The 17721-nt window shown below is 61.7% G+C and carries 11 protein-coding genes and 1 tRNA gene; 3 read left to right on the top strand and 9 right to left on the bottom strand.

What is annotated here, in order from left to right; all coding sequences use genetic code 11:
• Positions 1-959: 959 nt before the first annotated feature.
• Entirely contained in the window at positions 960-1640 is a 681-nt protein-coding gene (locus tag DKK75_RS00715) for a VTT domain-containing protein (RefSeq protein WP_110451555.1), read from the top strand.
• Between the two features lie 83 nt (positions 1641-1723).
• Positions 1724-1796: transfer RNA gene (locus DKK75_RS00710), tRNA-Ala, on the top strand.
• A 219-nt stretch (positions 1797-2015) separates the two neighbouring features.
• Here the strand turns inward: DKK75_RS00710 and DKK75_RS00705 are convergent.
• From DKK75_RS00705 to DKK75_RS00675, 7 genes are all read right to left on the bottom strand, one after another.
• Positions 2016-3203 carry a glycoside hydrolase family 1 protein gene (locus DKK75_RS00705; protein WP_258333094.1) on the bottom strand — a complete coding sequence of 396 codons (1188 nt, stop codon included), beginning with the start codon at positions 3201-3203 and terminating at the stop codon, positions 2016-2018.
• A 404-nt stretch (positions 3204-3607) separates the two neighbouring features.
• Complete coding sequence (locus DKK75_RS00700) at positions 3608-7360, bottom strand: hypothetical protein (RefSeq protein WP_110451553.1); 3753 nt, start codon at positions 7358-7360, stop codon at positions 3608-3610.
• 27 nt (positions 7361-7387) lie between these two features.
• A complete protein-coding gene (locus DKK75_RS00695) occupies positions 7388-8281 on the bottom strand; it encodes an alpha/beta fold hydrolase (RefSeq protein WP_110451552.1) in 894 nt (297 codons plus the stop codon).
• 47 nt (positions 8282-8328) lie between these two features.
• A complete protein-coding gene (locus DKK75_RS00690; protein ID WP_219997299.1) occupies positions 8329-9999 on the bottom strand; it encodes an ABC transporter ATP-binding protein in 1671 nt (556 codons plus the stop codon).
• Complete coding sequence (locus DKK75_RS00685; protein WP_110451551.1) at positions 9996-10964, bottom strand: ABC transporter permease; 969 nt, start codon at positions 10962-10964, stop codon at positions 9996-9998. The genes DKK75_RS00690 and DKK75_RS00685 overlap by 4 nt, the downstream gene beginning before the upstream one ends.
• A gap of 5 nt (positions 10965-10969) precedes the next feature.
• A complete protein-coding gene (locus tag DKK75_RS00680; protein ID WP_258333093.1) occupies positions 10970-11869 on the bottom strand; it encodes an ABC transporter permease in 900 nt (299 codons plus the stop codon).
• A gap of 212 nt (positions 11870-12081) precedes the next feature.
• Positions 12082-13728 (bottom strand): ABC transporter substrate-binding protein, encoded by a 1647-nt coding sequence (locus DKK75_RS00675; protein WP_219997298.1) that lies wholly within the window; start codon positions 13726-13728, stop codon positions 12082-12084.
• Between the two features lie 334 nt (positions 13729-14062).
• On the opposite strand from DKK75_RS00675, the gene DKK75_RS00670 reads away from it, so the two are divergent.
• Positions 14063-15175, top strand: a complete 1113-nt coding sequence (locus tag DKK75_RS00670) for a LacI family DNA-binding transcriptional regulator (RefSeq protein ID WP_110451548.1) — start codon at positions 14063-14065, stop codon at positions 15173-15175.
• Positions 15176-15257: 82 nt separating this feature from the next.
• Here DKK75_RS00670 and DKK75_RS00665 read toward each other — a convergent pair whose 3' ends face one another.
• Both DKK75_RS00665 and DKK75_RS00660 read right to left on the bottom strand, forming a co-directional pair.
• The gene (locus tag DKK75_RS00665) at positions 15258-16955 is read right to left on the bottom strand and encodes a DEAD/DEAH box helicase (RefSeq protein ID WP_110451547.1); all 1698 of its coding nucleotides are present in this window, start codon (positions 16953-16955) and stop codon (positions 15258-15260) included.
• A 192-nt stretch (positions 16956-17147) separates the two neighbouring features.
• Positions 17148-17687 carry a heat shock protein transcriptional repressor HspR gene (locus tag DKK75_RS00660; protein WP_110451770.1) on the bottom strand — a complete coding sequence of 180 codons (540 nt, stop codon included), beginning with the start codon at positions 17685-17687 and terminating at the stop codon, positions 17148-17150.
• Positions 17688-17721: the final 34 nt, after the last annotated feature.

The raw sequence follows: 17721 nt of genomic DNA, 5'->3' as shown, positions 1-17721 counted from the left end.
AGTCAGCGGACACTGAGGAGATATATTGCCAACCAACCTCTTGGGCAGGCGTGGAGATTGCGCCCGTAACCAGCGCGGGCTGAAGCTGTCGGACTTGTTTTGCTTCCACCCCGCACACGGCTGGTCGACCGGTTATTGGCGCCTAGCGTTCCAAATATTAATGAACCTGCTCCAGATCGCCATCACGAACGAAGCTTCAGTTAGTGAGGCTCCCGACAGCATCATGGATGCGCTGGTCGCGGGGGGGTACCGGTCAGTACAGAGCCTAGACAGGCTTCGCTGGCGAACAGGCTAGCCTGGGTCTTGGTCGCCGGATCCCCCGGTTCGTCGCTATCGGTACGATTGACCTGCATGCTCAGAGTCACCGACGTGCAAGACCTGCCGTCCAGAGCGACACGAATGGATTGGTCTCCCCTCCCATTGACAATATCCAGATGGTGGATTGCTGCCAGAAGCCGCATGTAGTCGCAGATGCGGAGGGCATGACCGCCATCACCGCAGCCCGAATAGGCTGAGCACCAGGGTTCATGTAGGGTTGCTTAGGGCTGCCTAGGCCTGCTTGGGGTTTTTAGGTCTGCACCCGATCATCTAGAGCCTTGCCCAAGATGGCCGCATAGTCGGCATATTGCTGGACGGTGCCGCAATTGCGGTTGCCCCAGTCTCCAGCTTCCTACAGATACTGGGGAGATCCCTGCAGCAGAAGGTGGCCACGGGCTTGAGGCCGTTCCTCAGCTGCATGTCCAACACCCACCGGTAATCGTCCAGACCAGCATGGTAGACGGCACCGCCTTCCTGCCTTTTTTGCGTAGAAGAACTGACAATAGGACCGTGGCCGGCAGCTCATAGGTTGTGTTGTCCTCGCAAGGAATCGGACCCGTGAGGACCATTTCCCGTAATCAGCTTGTTAAAGTGTGTCTCGGTTCTGGACAAGCACACATCGACGGAATGGAACGCAACTCATGGGGTTCGTCAACTGGCTGATACACCTGCTCAAGGATCCGCGCAGCGCTATCGCGAGCTGGATCGCCATGGGGCTGGTACCGACCTACGGGTTCATCTTCCTGATCATCTTCATCGAGACAGGCGTGGTTTTCATGCCCTTCCTGCCGGGCGACTCCCTGCTCTTCGCCGCCGGCGTCTTCGCCCATGACCCGTCCAGCGGCATGGCTCTGGACGTGCTTCTGCCCGTCGTCTGGCTGGCCCCCATCCTTGGAGACCAGAGCAACTACTTCATCGGACACTTCTTCGGCCGGGCCATCGTCCGTTCGGGGCGCGTGAAGTCGCTGACCCCCGAACGAATCGCCAAGACCGAAGGCCTGATTGACAAGTGGGGCCCCCTGGCCGTGGTACTGGGACGCTTCCTCCCCTTCATCAGGACCTTCATGCCCTTCATATCAGGCATTTCCGGAATGCGCTGGCGGCGCTTCACCCCCTTCAGCATCCTGGGCGGTCTGATATGGTCCACCCTCTTCACCCTCCTGGGTTACTTCTTCGGCGGCATCCCCGCAGTCCAGCAGCATTTTGAGCTGGTCATCATCCTGATCCTGGTCATCTCGGTTCTGCCCACGGTCATCGGCCTGCTCAAGGCAAGGTTTGGAAGCAAGGGCTCCACCGAAGAAGCCAGCTCCAAGGCGGAATGATACCTGACTTGGAATATTTTGCGTTTGGCTAGGGCACGCGCTAAAGTGAGCTTCTGTTGTTCGGCTACGGTCGGGCAACGAATGGGGCTGTAGCTCAGTTGGTAGAGCGCTTCGTTCGCATCGAAGAGGTCGGGGTTTCGACTACCCTCAGCTCCACTTTTCCACAGTAATTCCAGGTATGCATGCTTGGCCCGTCAGTCGGCTCATCGACTGAATCTCTCGATCTATATCCACCGTGACTTCTGGATTTGGCTCCGTGCAGACCGGGGCATCGCGCCCGGTCGACCAATGAGTGCGAGGGCGGCATGTGCCAGCGTCCGGCCCCGGGCCGATACGAAGTCGGTCCGGGGTCTGACGTTCGCGCCCGTGCCTGTGCTAGCCCCGGGGATGGGCAAGGATGCCCGAACGGGCCACCTGACCCAGCCAAGCCAAGGAGGGCCTGGGGTGGCGCTCGAAGGTCTCGCGGTCCACGGAGACCAGACCGAAGGTGGGTTTGTAGGACCCCCACTCGTAATTGTCCAGAAGTGACCAGTGGAGGTAGCCTTCCACACGCACGCCCTCATCCATGGCCTGATGAAGTCCGGCCAGGGCGTCAAAGGCGTAATCGACCCTCCGACTGTCATCGGCTGTGGCGATTCCATTCTCGGTGACCACGATGGGGGTGTGCTCGGCGATCCGCCAGGTGTGGCGCACAGACTCCCCCAGGGCGTCAGGATAATACTCCCAGCCGGTCAGGGTCTTCTCCACATCCTCCGGGACCGGTCGGGGGCCGTCGTGGCCGATGAAGGTGCGCAGGTAGGCCTGCACCCCTATGAAGTCGTCACCTCGTGCAGCCTGGGTGAAAAAGTCCTCGCGGGGGTAGCGGTACTCCTCCATGTCCTGCTCACAACCTGGCAATGCCTGGAAATCCTGACAGGCAATGGTCCAACCGGACTTGATTCCCGGTAGGAGGGAGAGGACTGCCCGAGCCTTTCTGTGAGCCTTGACCAGGGATTCAGAGATGACCGGGTCAGGGGTGGGCAGGGAAGCTGCAGCCATGTCGTTGCCCTCTTGCCCCCCTTGGGTCAGAGCCACCATATTAGGCTCGTTAATCGTGCAGACCCAGGTGACTCCTTCCAGGATGGGGATGAGGTGCTCCACGTACCGTCCGAAGAGGTCAGTGGAGGCAGGATCGCGCCAGCCCCCTCGCCTGGCCAGCCAGCGGGGCAGAGTCATGTGGTTCAGAGTGACCATGGGGGTCACCCCATCCTGGAGGCAGGCTTCGATCATGGCCCGGTAGTGCAGGAGCTGAGCCTGGGAGAAGAATCCCTCCTCAGGCTCCACCCTGGCCCACTCCACTGAGAAGCGGTATGTGTTCAATCCGCTACCGGCCAGAAGGGATATGTCTTCCGCGTAACGGTTGTAGCTGTCGTCGGCATCCCCCGAAGGCTCGCTGAGGTCGCTGTCCGGCCGGTGCTCACGCTCCCACCAGTCGGCGTTGACATTGTTGCCCTCTATCTGGTGGGCAGCGGTGGCCGCTCCCCAGAGGAAGTCCTGTGGAAAGGTGTATGTAGGCGTTGGCATGTGGATGTACCTTCCTTGTTCGATTTGGTGGGCGGACCCTGCCGGACTCCCCCCCGATGAACCGGTCTGTTCGTACTTTCCAGACGGGGGTGCCGGTCGTCCCCTGGCCAGATTGCGCACACTTGCACTCAGCATGTCATTTAACCGTTTGGAAGCTTCCGACACTTTCAGACGGGTGGATTCCCTTACACGACTCGGCTGCCAGCAGGCGCACGACATCGTGGCGATGGAGACACCAGCCTCCTCCGCCATACTGTGAACTCTTACTCTGCGCATACGCATACACACCCTCTGCCTGCTTAGCCGAGAAAGGCTGCCGGATGACCTGCTGCAGAACACTGGCCACCCTGCTATCTTCCTCGCCGGCTGGGTCGGCGGACAGTTACAGACATGGGCGTCGGCACTCACCGTACAGTCTGTCCGTCAACCGTGAGGAAGATGTCGATATGGACAGCTCCAGCCAACTGGTCCTGGGCCACATCCAATCCGCCCTTGCGGTAAGGCAGATCCAGGATCCGGCCCTCAAGCCTGCGTCCATCAGCCTCAACCCTCAGACGGTCCGGACCTGCACTCTCCGAGCCGGTGTCTTCTGGTCCAGCGACCGGCCCACCAGCCACATGGTAGCGGATGGTACGCGGCCGGCCCAATAAGGTCATGGTCACCTCCAGTCCGTCATCTTCCTGGGACAGGACCGGATCGAAGACAACCCGCCCATCGTGCAGCTGAAGGCCGAAGAGGTGCTGGACCACCTGTCGGCAGTAGATGCCGGGGCCGGAGGAATAAATCCTCCATCCTCCCCTCACGCCTACGGGGTTCTCGGCCCCCTCCTTGAGCCTCGACCATTGGGAGGCAGCCGTGTATCTGTCAGGGAAGTCGGCATCCGACGAGGCGAAATAGCAGTTGCGTTGCCTAGGCTCGCTGGTAGGCAGGCGGCGGAACTGGCCCACCGGACTGATTCTTAGGAGCTCCTGACCCAGGCGGGTTCTGCCCAGCAGACCCAGGGCCTCCGCGTAACGCACATGGGCGTGCGTATACATCAGGCCAATCTCCCGACCCACGTTGGCGGCCTGCTCGGCCCTCTTGAATACCCTGGTCACCCCATCATGGAAGGAGGCCGGGCGGTCCATGAGCCTCACCCCGTCCGGATAATGAAGATCGCCTTCGATGATCCTCTCATGGTCCGCCTCCTGGTCAGGTGTGAGCAGGCCGGCGATGATGGAGCGAGTCATGGGAATCAACCTGTACCGTATGCCCGTTCTGGTATCCGAGGGATGTATGACTGGACGGGGTTGGCCATTGACGAAGTTGACGTATCCGGCCAGGATCCCTTGGAAGATAAAGTTATCGGCGAAGTCGGCCTTGATCCTGGCAGCCTCACCGGCAAAGCGAGAGGCCAGGTCGGTCCGGCCGGCGGCATCAAGGAGCGGTTGCAGTCCGCAGCAGGCCTGGTAGAGGAGGGCGATGGTCCATGTGGAGGCCATCTGTCTCTTCATGGACTCCTGGGCTGGCTGAAGGGTGTCGTCCCAGTCCCCCTCGCCATAGCAGAAGAGGTCGGTGCCCGGGACTCTATGCGACTGGATATAGTCCAGCGTCCGAGCCAGATGGTCGGCCACCGTGGGCAGGCTGGGCGAGGGACCACGGTGATTGACCGGACTTGCAGCTTCGGCTGGTCCGACTGATGCGGAGGGACGAGCGATATCATCCCGCCAGAAAGCCACGGGCTCATCCAGGAGGTCCGGCCTACCGCCCGCTTCGACGTACTCAGCCAGCGCCAGCAGGGGCCAGACCGGGATATCCCCGTGGGAATCGTGCTGGTAGAGGTCTGCATACTGGTCGAACATGAACCACTGCGGCAGGGAGCCATCGGGATTCTGGTGGGCGAAGACCTTGAGGAGGATGGTCCGGGCCAGCTCGGTATGGCCGAAGGTCAAGGCCAGTTCCAGGGGCCCCTGGCAGACGTCCCGTGTACCCCAGGCAGCGCCCCCATACTGTTCCAGCCCGTGGGGTGACAGGAAGTGAACCAGGGCGTTCTGCACCAGCCAGGGCAGAAGATCATTGAATTCCGCGAATCTTCCCTCCCCTGCCACATGCAGCCCCTGCATGAAGGAGGTCATGGCCAGATAATGGGCATGGAGGAGCTTCCGTTCGGAGCCGGCAAAGGTCGCGTCGGGCGTATTCTCCTCGCTTGCTCCGCCATCCATGGATCCGGCGATGGTGACGGACAAGGCCCGGCCCCCGTCCGACAGGAAGGTGACCATGGCCGGATCGCTGATATGGACCCCTGCTCCTGGATCGAAGAGCGGGCTGTCATCCCCGGTCCTTCCGTCGGACGATGAGATGACGTATCTCAGTCCTGGACAACGTTCAGCCGCCGGGCTGCCCGGTGCAGGGGCAAAGGAAACGGACCCCCCCATCCCCTGGGTGGCATCGGCATGAGCGAACTTCCGAAGCCAGGCGGATGGATCTTCAAGGCTGATCGTCAGCAGGGCCCGGATCGGGCCATCGGCCTCCAGACGGATGTCGATGGCAGCCCTGCCCAGATGGGCGATGGTGGACACCGTCAGGGTCCGATCACCCAGACGATAGACCCAGCGGGATCCGCCCAGATCCATGATGTAGGCCGAAGGAACACCTAGGAGGCGCCAAGTACCGTCCACCTGGACCAGGATGCGGACCCCCCGCGAGCGCAGGAGGCCCAGACCGGTCTTCTGGACTGAAATCAGCTGGTTCATGTTGGTGTTGCCCAGGACCAGTTGGGATGCGAAGACACCCCCGGCGTAGGTGGTGACGGCCATGGTGGGCTGTGACGGGTCGGTATCCGGGTTGCCGGACAGGAGAATCTGCCCGTGGGAGCGGACCACCTCCAGTTCCTTGCGTGCGCTTACTACATGGCAGGCATCATCTCCGAAGTAAGAGAGCAGATGGCCTGTCTGGTCCGCCTCTGGTTGGAGGATGGGCCCTCCGCCCAGTTGGCTGAACTCACCCTCAGGCAGGGGGTCGCCATTCAGCAGCGCCGAAGAGATCAGGAGTGAGGTTGCTGACTCAGCCTGTGAGGCAACGGGAGAGGTAGATGAGAAGTCATGGGCGCCGGTGGACGGACTGCCATCCGCCTCGTTCTCGTTCGCCACACCCCAGTCCTGGTCATCGTCGCTTCGGCTTTCTTCAGAGGCCTCCGCGCAGGCCGCGCAGGCCTTGCCCAAGTCACCCCTGTAATCGGACAGTGCCGTGTTCCACACCTGCCAAGTGAGGCCTTCCCGGGTCAAAGGCGCCCTGGGAGAGAGTAGGCAGGCCATGGCGAATTCATACTGGTCTATGCTCCCTCGGTCCCAGTCGGCATCGCTGAGGGCCGCGGGCTGACCGTCCAGACGGGCACCAAGCCCGTAAAAATCGTAGCCGTCAGTCATGAACGCCCTGCATCCCTGTGAGATTCCCGTAACGTACAGGGGAAGCCGAGGGGCGCAACCCATCGTTTGCCGAGCTGACAGGACGCTGCCGAAATTGGGGACGTCCTGCACATGGTAGGCGATGTACTGGGAGATGTAGGACTCGGCGCCGGCAGCCATGGACGGCTCCACCAAGGCCAGATCCTGGGCGGAAACCAGGTCCCACAGATCGTCGGGCAAGATGGCGTGCTCCCATTCCTGCCTCTCACTAACGGCAGTCGAGTCACTCTGGTCAATCGTGACCGACACCTCCCAGGTCCAGGACGCCCCCCTGCCAGCCCCGCCGCTTTCGCCACCAGATGGAAGAGCTCGGGAAAGCGCAGGGGATAAGGCACTTGGAAGAAGCCGAACCCGCCAGCGGACACCCAGGTCCCTCCCCTCCCATAGGGGGCTGCCAGCTGCCGGATCGAAGCAGGCCCGGGAACCTGATCCGGTCAGTTGGATGGAATCGATCCGCCCCTCCCGATGGCGGCGAAGCCACAGGCCAGCCAGGGGACGGTCATGGATGCCGGGCCTGAACTGGGTGACCTGGATGCCTCCTGCATTGATCAGCGTCAGGTCCCCGTTGAGGTTGAACGAAGCCGAGAAGTCCCCCCTCTCGACGGTCATGCCTTTGGGCTGGCTTATCCGGCCCCCGTCTCCCTGGCCGTCACCTGCGCCGTGATCGGGAGACTTGCTGCGTGGAGTGTCTGTGTTCATCTTCTCCGCTTTCATTGCTAATAGGCTTGTTCCTGCTGAAGTTCACCGTTTGTCCTGCGCAGAAGCCCAGAAGTCGTCCAGGAGGTCCGCCGTCTCCTCAGGCCTGTCGATGTTGGGACAATGGCCGGCACAAGCAATCACCTCGTAGCGGGCGCCAAGCATGCGGGCCATCCTGGCCTGCCAGTCCTGGGGCCAGGAGAAGTCGTCGTGCTCGCCGTGGAACACCATCATGGGCAGGCCGGTGGCAGCCAGCCGTTCTGTCCTGTCATGCAGGTCGGCCAGCTGGTCTATGGCTCCGATGAGCTGATCCCGGCTGGTCTGCTCTGCCCGAAGGCGCTGGAATCTATCTTCCGGATTCAGCTCCTCGTCCAGCAGGCTGGCCCTGTCCGGGTTGTCCAGCCTCCACAGGTCCCCGCCAGGGTGGTCCAGCAGTCGCTGACGCAGGTCCGCCTTTCGGCCCGGCCAGCCATGGGGGCCGGACGACATGAGGGCGAGGCTGGCAAAGAGGTCAGGGTCGGCCAGTAGGGCAGCCTGGGCCACCACCCCGCCGAAGCTGTGTCCCAGAAGATGGACCCGTTTGGCCCCGGTGTGCTCGATCAGGATACGGGCCACATCCACGGCATCACCGGCCGTGGATCGCCTTCCGTAGGCTTTCCTCCCCCGAGGAGCCACCGAGTCTGCCTGCCCCCTCTGCGAGTAGGACCAGACATCCCAACCATCCTCTCCCAAAATGGAGCTGATCTGGTAGAAGTCCTCCTTGGAACCGGTGAAGCCGGGGATCATCATGGCCACTCCCCGCGCCCCCCTTACCCCTTTGGGGGCATGGAGGGCGGTCAGGTCACCCACGGGGGCATGTATGACCATAGCCTCGATGTTCTCCGGCAGGGGTAGGTCCCCAAAGGGGACGCCCCTGTCCACGACATGGTGGGATATCATTGTTTCTCCTGTAGCTTTGTGGTCTCGATGCTTGTGGCGGGCCGCCTTCAGGCCTGCGTCCGCAGGCTGGGGATGGCATCGAGCAGCTTGATCGTGTAGTCGTTCTCAGGATGCTGGAGGACCTGGGCCGTCTGTCCCCGCTCCACCACCGTGCCCTTGTTGAGGACCATGATCGAATCAGTGATCAGTCGGGCCGACAGGAGATCGTGGGTAATGTAGAGCATGCTCACGTTCAACCGGACCCTCAGGTCGTCGAGGAGGGCCAGGATTCCGGCCCTCAGGGTCATGTCCAGCATGGAGACCGGTTCATCGGCCACCAGGACGTGGGGGTTGCTGGCCAGCGCCCGGGCTATGACCACCCTCTGGCGCTGCCCTCCCGACAACTGATGGGGGAGTTTGGCGGCATACTGTTCCACAGGGGTCAGGCCCACCGTGTCCAGGAGCTCCAACATCCGCCTGCGGGCATCGTCCCCCCTCAGGTCCGTGTAATTGAGGATGGGCCTGGTCAGCGTGTACTCCACCGTGTGGAGGGGGTTGAGGGCCGAATAGGGATCCTGGAAGATCATCTGGATGTCGGAACGCAGGGACCTCAGATCCTTGCGCCTCTTCATCTGATCCACGCGTCTGCCACCCAGGGTGATGTTGCCTGAGGTGGGCCTTTCCACACCGGTGAGCATTTTGGCTATGGTGGACTTGCCGGATCCGGATGCTCCCACCAAGGCCAAGGACTGACCCGGGGAGAGGGTGAAGGAGACATTGTTGACGGCGGTCACTGAATCCTCGCCCCGCTTGCGGGCGGGATAGATTTTGGAGACGCCGGTCACCGTGACCGTCATGTCATCCGCAGCGTCGGTCTGTGATGGGGTTCCGCCGACCGAGCCGGAGGCATCGGCCTCATCGCGCGGCTTCAAACCGGGCACTGAAACGTGTTCGGCTCTGGGGTCACCATAATGGCTGAGGAGCATCTTGGTGTAATCGTCCTGGGGATCGGTCAGGATCCGCTCGCTGGGGGCATCCTCCACGATCCGCCCGTTGTGCATGACCAGGACCCTCTGGGTGGACTCGAGGACCACACCGAGGTCGTGACTGATCAGGATGGCGGTGAAGCCCTCCTGCCTCTGCAGCTCTCGGATGGTCCCCATCACCTCATGCTGGACCAGAACGTCCAGGGCCGTGGTCGGCTCGTCGAAGACCATGAGCTTGGGCTCCAAGGCCAGCGCCAGGGATATGGAGACCCTCTGCCTCATGCCGCCCGACAGTTCGCCCGGGTAGGCGTCGAGCACGGAGTGCTGCAGACCTACCTTCTCTACAAGCTGCTGGGAATGGGCCTCGTAGTCCTTATTTTCCACGTTCCCGTGGGCCTTGTAGATGTCCACGAAGTGCTTGCGGACGGTCCGCACCGGGTTCAAGGCGTTCATGCCCGACTGGAGGACCATGGCGAATCCCCCGCACCGCTGCCGGCGGAGCTCCTCCTGGCTGAGGGTGGTAATGTCCTTGCCCCCGAAGAGCACACGCCCCTTGCTGATCCGGGCCGGCGGCTTGGACAGTCGCGTGACGGCGAAGCCCAGGGTGGACTTGCCAGATCCCGACTCCCCGACCAGGCCCACGAATTCACCCTGGTCCAGTGAAAAGCTCACGTCGTTGACGGCCTTGACCGGTTCCTGGTCGGGGCTGTCATATTCGACGGACAGGTTCTCGACACGTAGCAGTTCCATCATGCCTTCCCTTCGCGCAGACGAGGGTTGCTCAGGCGGTCCACACCGAAGTTGATGAAGGTCATGGAGACCGCCAGCAGGGCGACCATGAGACCGGGCGCCAGCAGGAGCGCCCACTGGCCGGTCAGGATCACATTGTTGTTCTGGGCCCAGTAGAGCATGGTGCCCCAGCTGACCGTGGTCGAGTCGCCCAGGCCCAGGAATTCCAGTCCTGCTTCCGACAGGGCGCCGGAGGTGGCCGCACCGAAGAAGTTGTTGATGATCAGGGAGAGCATGTTGGGGAAGATCTCATGGAAGATGATCCGCCAAGAGCTGTCCCCGCTGAAGGCCGCTGCGGTGACGAAGTCTCTGGAACGCAGGGACTGGGTCTGCGAGCGCAGGACCCGGGATCCCCAGGCCCACCCGGTTAGGACGATGACCAGTATGATCACGCTCATGCCTCCGTTCTGGAGGTAGGCGGCGATGATGATCATCAGGGGGAGGGAGGGGATGACCAGGAAGAGGTTGACGATGAAACCGACGAACTCCCCGGCGAAGGAGCGGATGTAGCCCCAGCTCAGGCCCACCAGCACGGCTATGCAGGTGGATAGGAGGCCGGAGACCATGGCTACCATGACGGAGACCCTCCCGCCCCACAGGAGCTGGGAGAGGACATCCTGCCCGTTGCTAGTGGTACCCAGCCAGTGCCGGGCGCTAGGTCCGATGCTGGCTTCGAAATCGCCGGCCTTGGGGTCATAGGGGCTGAGCCAGGGGGCGAACAGGGCCGAAAGGACGATTAGGGCCAACAGGACCAGGCCGAACCTGGCCTTGGGCACCTCCCAGACCGTCTTGAATCCTTTGCCTATCACCTCCAGGGCGCGAAGGACGGGGTTCTGTCCCCTGGCGAGGCGGGCCTGCGGCCCTTGAGGGGCATTCCCGCTCCCCTGTGCGGAAGTCTGATTCCCTGGGCTGACGATGCTGTTCGTCATCGCCCTCACCTCCTCGTCCTCGGGTCAAGGACCCCGTAAAGAATGTCCACGATGAAGTTGGCCACCAGCACGCTGATGGTGATCATCAGGAAGATGGCCTGCATCAGGGGGTAGTCCTGGTTGGTTACGGCCTGATAGAGGAGGAGGCCGACCCCCGGATAGTTGAAGACCTGCTCGACCAGGAGGGAACCGCCGACCACGCCGCCCAGGACCAGTCCGAAGGAGGTCAGGTTGGGAAGGAGGGCGTTCCTGGCAGCGTACTTGAGCATGACCGTCCGCTGGCGCAGTCCGTTGGCTTCGGCGAAGGTGACGTAGTCATCACCCAATGTGTTGATCATGGTGTTGCGCATGCCCATCACATAGCTGCCCAGGGAGGTCAGCAGAATGGTCAGCGCCGGCAGTATGGAATGCTCCACGGCATCAGATATGAAGTCCATCGAAAAGTTGGGTATCGCGGTGGACGAGTAGGCGCCGGAGGTCGGGAAGAGGCCGGCCTTGTAACCGAGGAAGAAGAGGAGCATGAGGGCCAGCCAGAAGGATGGGAAGGCCGAGAGGAAGGAGCTGGAGATCGTACCCGTCACGTCCACGGCGGTCCCCCGCCTCCAGGCCATCAGAGCCCCGAGTGCCGTCCCGATGATGAAGGAGATGATCGTGACCAGCCCCACCAGAGTCAGGGTCCAAGGAAGGGCTGCCCCCACCAGCTCCGATACGTTCTGCGGAAAGTTGCTGTACGAGACGCCGAAGTTCAGGTGGACCACATTCCCCAGATACTGCCAGTACTGGCTGAGCAGATTGCCCTTGGGCATACCCAGCTGGGCTTCTATGGAAGCCCTGACCTCAGGGGTGACCGGCCCGTTCTGTGACAATTTGGCTATGGCCGCGTCGGCAGGTGATCCAGGCATCATCCTGGGCAGTATGAAGTTGACGGTTATGGCCGCCCAGAGGGTAACGAAGAATAGACCAATTTTCCCGAAAAAATATCGCACGTGACGACCTTTCATCCGTCAGGGGCGGGGGGCGGCCCACCAGGGAGGCCAGGAGGGCCGGCCGTCTCCCGGCCCGGCAGGACCGTCACCGGCCAGCCCGCTCCCTTCCGCCCTGTGATGGGCCCGGCCTCTCAGGCCTTCTTGATATGGGTTACCACCATGAGGACCGACTGCGTCCAGGTGCTGGGTGCGGTGTAGGGATCGTCCTCACTGGGCCAGCCCGTGTAGTTCCGCGTGCTGAACAGGCCCCAGAGACCGCCATAGAAGAGACCGATCACAGGCACATCGTCGTAGACGATCTGCTGGAGCTGATCGACAATGGCCTTCTGGGACTTCTCATCGGCCGCCAGCTTGAGCTGGGCCAGGAGTTCATCGGCCTTGGGGTTCTTGTAGCGCTCGAAGTTGGCGTTGGCTGACTGACCTACAGGAACCGCGAACTCACTGTTGAGCAGGCCGTTGTAATCCTGGAAGACGCTGCCAGTACCTCCGAAGGAGGAGATCAGGAGGTCATAGTCGCCGTTGTTCTGCGCCTGCGTGTATGCAGCGGGCTGGGGCTGGGTGAGCTTGACGGCAATACCCAGCTTGGTCAGCTGGCCCTGCATGGTCTGCACACCGCGCAGCCAGTCGGTGTAGCCGCTGGGCACGGTGATGTTGACTTCGAGCTGCTTGCCATTGGAGTCCACCAACTGGTCGCCCTGCTTCTTGTAGCCGGCCTTGGCGAAGTACTCCAAGGATTGGGCTTCGTCCTGGGAAACCTTTCCCTTGTTGGAAATGGAATCGTTGACCCACTTGTCCTGGTTGGGCAGGATGAGGCCGGTCTGGGTGGCACCGTCCACATAGCCCTCCTCAGCGTCCTTGGCGATCTTGTCGCGGTCGAGGGCATAGCTGAGGCCCTTGCGGAAGTTCACGTCGTTGAAGGGAGCCTTGGTCAGGTTGGGATAAAGGGAGACCGTGCCACCCGGGGGGAACCAGTAGTGATTGTGCTGCTTGTCGGCGCCAACCCAGGTCTTGTCCACGTTGTTGATGAAGGAGTAGGCCCAGTCATACTTCTTGTTGACAAGGTCCAACTGCTTGTTTGAGGCGGGCAGGACGATGGTGTCAGCCGCAACCTTCTCGGCTTGCCAGTAGTCCTTGTTCTTCGCCAGGGTGTACTGGTTGGGCTTGAAGGTGCCCAACTTGTAGGGGCCAGTCCCGACGGGGTTCTCATTGTTCCACTTGAGGGGGTCCTTCACATCCTTCCAGACGTGCTCCGGAACGATGTTCTGCTGGCTGACGATCGACACCGCAGGCACATCGTTGTCCTTGAAGTGGAAGGTCACCTTGGAGTCTGAGGCCTCAAGTGAGGAGATGTGCTGCCAGACCCCGAGGGAGTCCATGGCCGCATCCTTCTTGACCAGGTTGAAGGTGAAGACCACGTCCTGCGCCGAGAAGGGCTTGCCGTCGTTCCACTTGACCCCGTCACGAATCTGGAACTCGACCGTCTTGGGGTCCACGATCTTGTGCCCGCTGGCCAGGAAGGGGGTTGAGGTTCCATCGAGGCTGTTGACTACCTCGAGGGGTTCGTAGATAAAGTTGATGCCTATCCTCTTGCTGGTCGAGAATGGGTTGAAATTACGGGTGAAAGTAGGATTGCCGCTGTCACCGCCGAAGAGGATCTGATTGCCTGCGGCAGCCTGCTGCGTTCCTCCGGAATTGCTTCCGCACGCCCCCAGTCCCAGGAGGGTGACCCCTGCAACCAGTGTTGCGAGGATCCGCACCGCCACTGTTTTCCGTCTCATATGTCTCCTTTGTCCACATTGACATTCACGGGCCAGATCCGTCCTTTGGTATCGAGGCGCAGTTGGCACGTGCATACGCAGGTGGGCTCCCGAACCTGCACGGCGTCCTGTGTCCGGGCCGGGTCGACCATCGCACCCTCTAGTGTATGCGCTTACATTTAAATGCGCAAATCAGCTTCCCTCATGGATTTTTTAGCGTATGCTTTCCCTTGTTTACTCATATAGCTAACCGCGTTGCCCTATAAGAAGGAAAATGTTAGCGCTATCAAATCCCGGGATCAGCTACACGTTTCGATGATATGCTGTATGAGATGTATGAAAGAGGAGAAAGCGGATGGCAAGGAAACCGACCGTCTACGATGTAGCCCGCGAGGCCGATGTATCCATAGCCACCGTCTCCAGGGTCCTGCGCACCCCGGAGAGGGTGAGGCCCGAAACCAGGCAGACAGTGCTCAAGGCCATAAACCTCCTGGGCTACCTCCCCAGCGGCAGCGCACGAAGCCTGGCCGCCCGACGGACCAATACCATAGGCCTCTTCCTGCCCAACATCGACCAATTGGACCATATTGACGACTTCGAACTGATCAGCGAGGATGCCGCAGATATAGTCGTCGACCCGCCCCACGGACAGGAGAGCAATTCTGATTCTCTCTACTTCGACGAGGTCTTGAGGGGATGCGAACTGGAATCCTGGCGGCAGGGCCTCAGCCTCATGGTCAGCATCGGTCTAAAGGGGAAAGATGGCGACATCCCCCAGCTGATCAACAGCATGTCGGAAAAGGTGGACGGCCTGATTGTCCTGGCAAGGTCCGTGCCTGACAGCGTCCTGGCCTTTCTGCGCAAACGTCTGCCCGTGGTCATGATCGCCAATGCCCCGGTCGGCCAGGAGAGTGGATTCGACCTGGTCCGCGTGAGCAACCGCAAGGGCATGTACACCCTGGTCAGGCATCTGTTCGAAAAACACCAGGTGCGGCGGATGGCTTACATGACGGGTATGGATGATTCTCCAGACAATGGCAAACGATACGAGGGGTTCTGTGAAGGTCTGAGGTCAGAGGGGCTGGAGCCTTCCGCCGCGCCAATCTACAGAGGGCAATTCTCCCAGTCCGTCGCCTACCAGATCGCCGCCAGCCTGGCCAGGCAGGGCACTCTCCCCCAAGCCCTGGTGTGCGCCAACGATCAGATGGCGCTTGGGGCTCTGAGAGCCCTGTCGGATGCAGGCATAAACGTCCCCGGCCAGGTCATCGTCACCGGGTTCGACGGAATCAAGGAGGCCTCCGTCTGCCAGCCCCGACTGACCACGGTTCGCCAGCCCATGGTCGATCTGGGCCGGGCCGCCGTCTCCACCCTGGTCAGGCGTCTGGGATCACCGGAGGACCCGCCCATTTCCACTGAACTCCCCGTGAAGGTCGAGCTCCGGGAGAGTTGTGAGGGGACCATGGCCTGAATCATGAGGTCTGACTGCCCCGCCAATGGGCCGCCGGAGCCGGTCGGTGAGTTCGAAAGGAATATCCTCGCAGTGGAAGCGGTCAGCGGGACTTGGCCTGACGGAAAGGATTGTCATCCCTCCTGCGCTTGCCTCCCCTGTGTCTGCGATCACCGTCGCGATAGCCACGACCGCCGCCGTTGAAACGACTGCCATTGTGGCGATCCCGCCCAAGAGCTCCGTTCACACGGCTCCGATTGCCTTTGCCTCGGTGGCCACCGGCATGGACGGCATGGTTGGAGTCGGCATGGTTGTGCCTTCTACGCCCGTCGAAGGGGCGATCCTCGTCGAGACTGTCGGTCTGCTGCTTGCGATGTGGACTCCTTCCATCACCATCACGTCCCCGGCCAGAGCCTCTCGACCGCCTGTCAAACCGATCGTGCCCCCGTCTCCTACGTGCGGGCCCACTGGACCGACGACCACGAGAACCGGCCTGCCTGCCGTCCTGCGATCCTTGGCTTCCAGCCATGGCGGTCTCCAAGGACCAGCCCTCAACCAGGGGGGCGTGGGGTCCTACAAGGTCGCCCACCTCCTGGGAGTTGGCCGTGACCTCGACTGGCTTGGCGTCTATATGGGCCATACGCAGCATCCGCCGGGTATCTCGGCGCTGATCGGGCAGGACGACCGTCACCACGTCGCCGGAGTGGCCAGCCCTTGCCGTACGGCCGGAACGGTGGAGGAAGGACTTGAAGTCGGCTGGAGGGTCCACCTGGACCACCAGGTCCACCCCGCTGACATCCATACCTCTGGCAGCCACATCGGTGGCCACCATGACCCGGACCAGACCTTCCGAGAAAGCCTTGAGGTTCCGGTCCCTCTGCCTCTGCGAGAGGTTGCCGTGCAACTGGGCGGCGGGGATGCCGTTGTCAATCAGATTCTTGGTCAGCTTCTTGGCCTGGAACTTGGTCCTGGTGAACAGGATTCTTTTGCCCTGCCCTGCGGCCAGCGTGCGGACCAGGTCATGCTTGGCGGCCTGCGTCGTCTCGAAAATGTGGTGTGTCATGAGATCCACATGCTGGGTGGCGGAATCCACCTCGTGAACCTTGGGATCCTTGAGGAAGCGCTTGACCACGGCATCCACTCCATGATCCAGGGTGGCCGAGAAGAGCATGCGCTGACCGCTCGGACGCACTTGGGCCAGAATCCGCTCGACAGCGGGCAGGAAGCCCATGTCAGCCATCTCATCGGCCTCGTCCAGCACAGCGATCTCCACGTCCTCCAGACTGAGCCTGTGCTGGCGGAGCAAATCCTCCAGGCGTCCCGGGCAGGCCACCACAATCTTGGCCCCTCGCCGAAGGGCATCAACCTGAGGACCCTGACCGACCCCGCCGTAAACAGTGCAAGTCCGCATGCCGTAGGCCTGAGCCAGGGGGTTGAGAACCTCGTCGATCTGATTGGCCAGCTCGCGGGTGGGAGCCAGAACAAGACCGCGCGGGCGGGGCAGACCGCCTGTCCCGGCGGCGCCTCCGCGGCTATGGTGGACCCGCCCTCCCTCGTCGGCAGCCAGTCGGGCCACCAGAGGAATGCTGAAGGCCAGGGTCTTGCCGGAACCGGTCCGTCCCCGACCCAGGATGTCGCGGCCAGCCAGAGCATCAGGCAGGGTGTCCCGTTGGATGGGGAATGCGCTCGTCTTGCCGTCCTTACTTAGGACGCGAACCAAGGGCTCAGGCACCCCCAGCTGATCGAAAGTCATAGGCTCTACGGCAGATTTGCCAGAATTGGACGAATTGGAAGCGGGCATGGACGAAGCAGTCACAATGACCTTTCATAACAGGGAAGAAACGGTACTGTCGGTCGACAGTTCGCAGGCCGCATGCAAAGCAGAGAATGACGAATTTCGCGCAAGCGGTTACCCCGTACTCAAAGCATTCAGGCGACGATCAGCCGCAGCTCTTAGGCGAGCGGCCAACCTGTAAACCATAGCACAGGCCCCTCACCTGCCCGAAGAGCTCATGCTCCAGACGATCAATGATTTGGAGTTCGTGGGGTCCGCCTCTCTGTCAGCTATATCCTGCCGCCAAAGCCGGGCCCTGCTGGACCGCCTGACTTCGACGACTCGGCCGTCAGCAGCAGCGGCAAACATACTGGATTCCTGCGACTGGTGGGAGCGCCGCAGCTGGCGCCGCAGCTGGCGATTTTCCTCGGCCAGGGCCAGGATCCTGGTCACACCGGCCAGGTTGATGGACTCGTCCTGGCTCAGGTGCTGGGCCTGGCCTAGCCGATCCAGATCCCGCAGGGAGTAGCGTCGTGCACCACCCTCGGTCCGCTTCGGCACGATCAGGCCCAGCCGGTCGTATTGGCGCAGGGTCTGCGGATGGATATTGGCCAACTGTCCGACCTGGCCGACGCTGAAGACAGGCAACTCGATGTCCAAACCGGCATCGTCGGCAGCATCCAGGCTGATGCGCCCAGCCACCAGACCGCGAGCGCAGGCCAGATAGATCCGCCTGGTCTCGGGATCCACCCTGACCATGATCATCACTCCTTTCCGCTGTTCCTTCCGCCTT

This window comes from Bifidobacterium asteroides (assembly GCF_003202695.1).
Lineage (GTDB): Bacteria > Actinomycetota > Actinomycetes > Actinomycetales > Bifidobacteriaceae > Bombiscardovia > Bombiscardovia asteroides_G.
This window is presented reverse-complemented; position numbering and strand designations above follow the sequence as displayed.